5 protein-coding genes and 1 pseudogene are annotated in these 1849 nt (G+C 52.6%); all 6 read right to left on the reverse strand.

The genetic code is table 11. The features are described from left to right. Positions 1-128 (reverse strand): annotated as a pseudogene (locus ASN89_RS29625) (50S ribosomal protein L6); the annotation flags it as partial. Positions 129-138: 10 nt separating this feature from the next. Further along, positions 139-534, reverse strand: coding sequence for a 30S ribosomal protein S8 (rpsH, locus tag ASN89_RS26780; protein ID WP_034753208.1), 396 nt, complete (start codon positions 532-534; stop codon positions 139-141). Positions 535-548: 14 nt separating this feature from the next. Next, on the reverse strand, positions 549-854 hold the full coding sequence (gene rpsN / locus ASN89_RS26785; RefSeq protein ID WP_010394423.1) for a 30S ribosomal protein S14: 306 nt from the start codon (positions 852-854) through the stop codon (positions 549-551). A gap of 2 nt (positions 855-856) precedes the next feature. Then, complete coding sequence (gene rplE, locus ASN89_RS26790) at positions 857-1396, reverse strand: 50S ribosomal protein L5 (protein WP_010394421.1); 540 nt, start codon at positions 1394-1396, stop codon at positions 857-859. A gap of 6 nt (positions 1397-1402) precedes the next feature. Continuing rightward, on the reverse strand, positions 1403-1717 hold the full coding sequence (gene rplX / locus ASN89_RS26795; RefSeq protein WP_034753204.1) for a 50S ribosomal protein L24: 315 nt from the start codon (positions 1715-1717) through the stop codon (positions 1403-1405). Positions 1718-1726: 9 nt separating this feature from the next. Then, positions 1727-1849, reverse strand: a 123-nt coding sequence (locus tag ASN89_RS26800) for an uL14 family ribosomal protein (RefSeq protein WP_200969135.1), incomplete at its 5' end; no start/stop codon positions are given.

Genomic DNA, 1849 nt, shown 5'->3' on the forward strand with positions numbered 1-1849 from the left:
ACTTTGACCTGGCCGGTGAGGGCCTGGGAAAGTACGCCCAGCGGGCCTTTTACGGTGATCGCTTGTGCGGAGATGGCGACTTCGGCGCCAGCTGGCACTACGATAGGCATTTTAGCTACTCGAGACATGTGTAACTCCTTAAGCCACGTAGCAAATAACTTCGCCGCCGACACCGGTAGCGCGTGCTTTGCGGTCAGTCATGACGCCTTGCGGAGTCGACACGATCGCCACACCCAAGCCATTCATCACAACAGGGATCTCGTCTTTACCCTTGTAGACGCGCAGACCCGGACGGGACACGCGCTCCAAGCGCTCAATGACGGGACGGCCAACATAATACTTCAAACCGATTTTCAGTTCCGCTTTGCCACCAGCTTCGGCAACAGCGAAATCTTCAATGTAACCCTCGTCCTTCAGGACGCTGGCAATCGCAATTTTGACTTTCGACGATGGCATGGCCACGGTCGTCTTTTGCACGCCTTGTGCATTGCGAATGCGGGTCAGCATATCGGCGATAGGATCGCTCATACTCATTGCATATTCTCCTATTACCAGCTTGCTTTTGTCATACCCGGAATTTCACCACGCATGGCGAATTCACGGAGCTTGATACGACCCAGACCGAATTTACGGAATGTGCCGCGCGGACGACCAGTGATGGCGCAACGGTTACGTTGACGCGTCGGGTTCGAGTTACGTGGCAGCGCCTGCAGTTTCAGGCGAGCTTCGTAGCGCTCTTCTTCCGATTTCGATTGGTCATCGACGATGGCCTTGAGAGCTTCGCGCTTAGGGGCGAATTTCGCCACCAGGTCAGCACGCTTGATCTCACGATTAATCAGTGACAGTTTGGCCATGATCAGTTCCTGAAAGGGAATTTAAAGGCGGCGAGCAAAGCTTTGGCTTCGTCATCGGTCTTAGCGGTTGTCGTGATGCTGATATTCATACCGCGCAACGCGTCAATCTTGTCGTATTCGATTTCAGGGAAAATGATCTGTTCCTTGACACCGATGTTGTAGTTGCCACGACCATCAAATGCACGGCCGTTCACACCACGGAAATCGCGTACGCGCGGCAGAGCCACGGTAATGAAGCGATCCAGGAACTCGTACATGCGAGCGCCGCGCAGGGTGACCATCGTACCGATCGGGTAACCTTCACGGATTTTGAAGCCTGCGATCGCTTTGCGGGACTTGGTGGTCACTGGCTTCTGGCCGGCGATCTTGGTCAAGTCAGCAACTGCGTGCTCGAGAACTTTTTTATCCGCGATAGCCTCACCAACACCCATGTTCAGGGTGATCTTGGTCAGGCGTGGAACTTCCATTACCGACTTGTAACCAAACTTGCTGGTCAGGTCGGCAACGACTTTTTCTTTATAGAATTCTTGGAGACGTGCCATGATTTCTTAAGCCTTCACTACTTCGCCGGAGGATTTAAAGATGCGAACTTTCTTGCCGTCCACTTCTTTGAAACCCACGCGATCTGCCTTGCCAGTCGCTGCATTAAACAATGCAACGTTGGACACGTGAATTGGCATGGTCTTATCGACGATACCACCAGTTACGCCAGTCATCGGGTTTGGCTTAGTCGCTTTTTTAGCGATGTTAATGCCGTCAACCACGATATGTTCAGCATCGATACGCTGCTGTACCACACCACGTTTGCCCTTGTCTTTCCCGGTCAGAACGATGACTTCGTCGTTTTTACGAATCTTATCCATTACGACTCCTTACAGGACTTCCGGTGCCAGGGACACGATTTTCATGAACTTCTCAGTACGCAGTTCGCGTGTGACAGGTCCAAAAATACGGGTACCGATCGGTTCCAGCTTGGCGTTCAACAGAACGGCGGC

It is taken from the genome of Janthinobacterium sp. Ant5-2-1 (assembly GCF_001445815.1).
GTDB lineage: Bacteria > Pseudomonadota > Gammaproteobacteria > Burkholderiales > Burkholderiaceae_D > Janthinobacterium > Janthinobacterium lividum_E.

Bases quoted from the DNA above. Each gene is read 5' to 3' on its own strand.
- rpsH (WP_034753208.1), bottom strand. From the start codon at position 534: ATGAGTATGAGCGATCCTATCGCCGATATGCTGACCCGCATTCGCAAT.
- rpsN (WP_010394423.1), bottom strand. From the start codon at position 854: ATGGCCAAACTGTCACTGATTAATCGTGAGATCAAGCGTGCTGACCTG.
- rplE (WP_010394421.1), bottom strand. From the start codon at position 1,396: ATGGCACGTCTCCAAGAATTCTATAAAGAAAAAGTCGTTGCCGACCTG.
- rplX (WP_034753204.1), bottom strand. From the start codon at position 1,717: ATGGATAAGATTCGTAAAAACGACGAAGTCATCGTTCTGACCGGGAAA.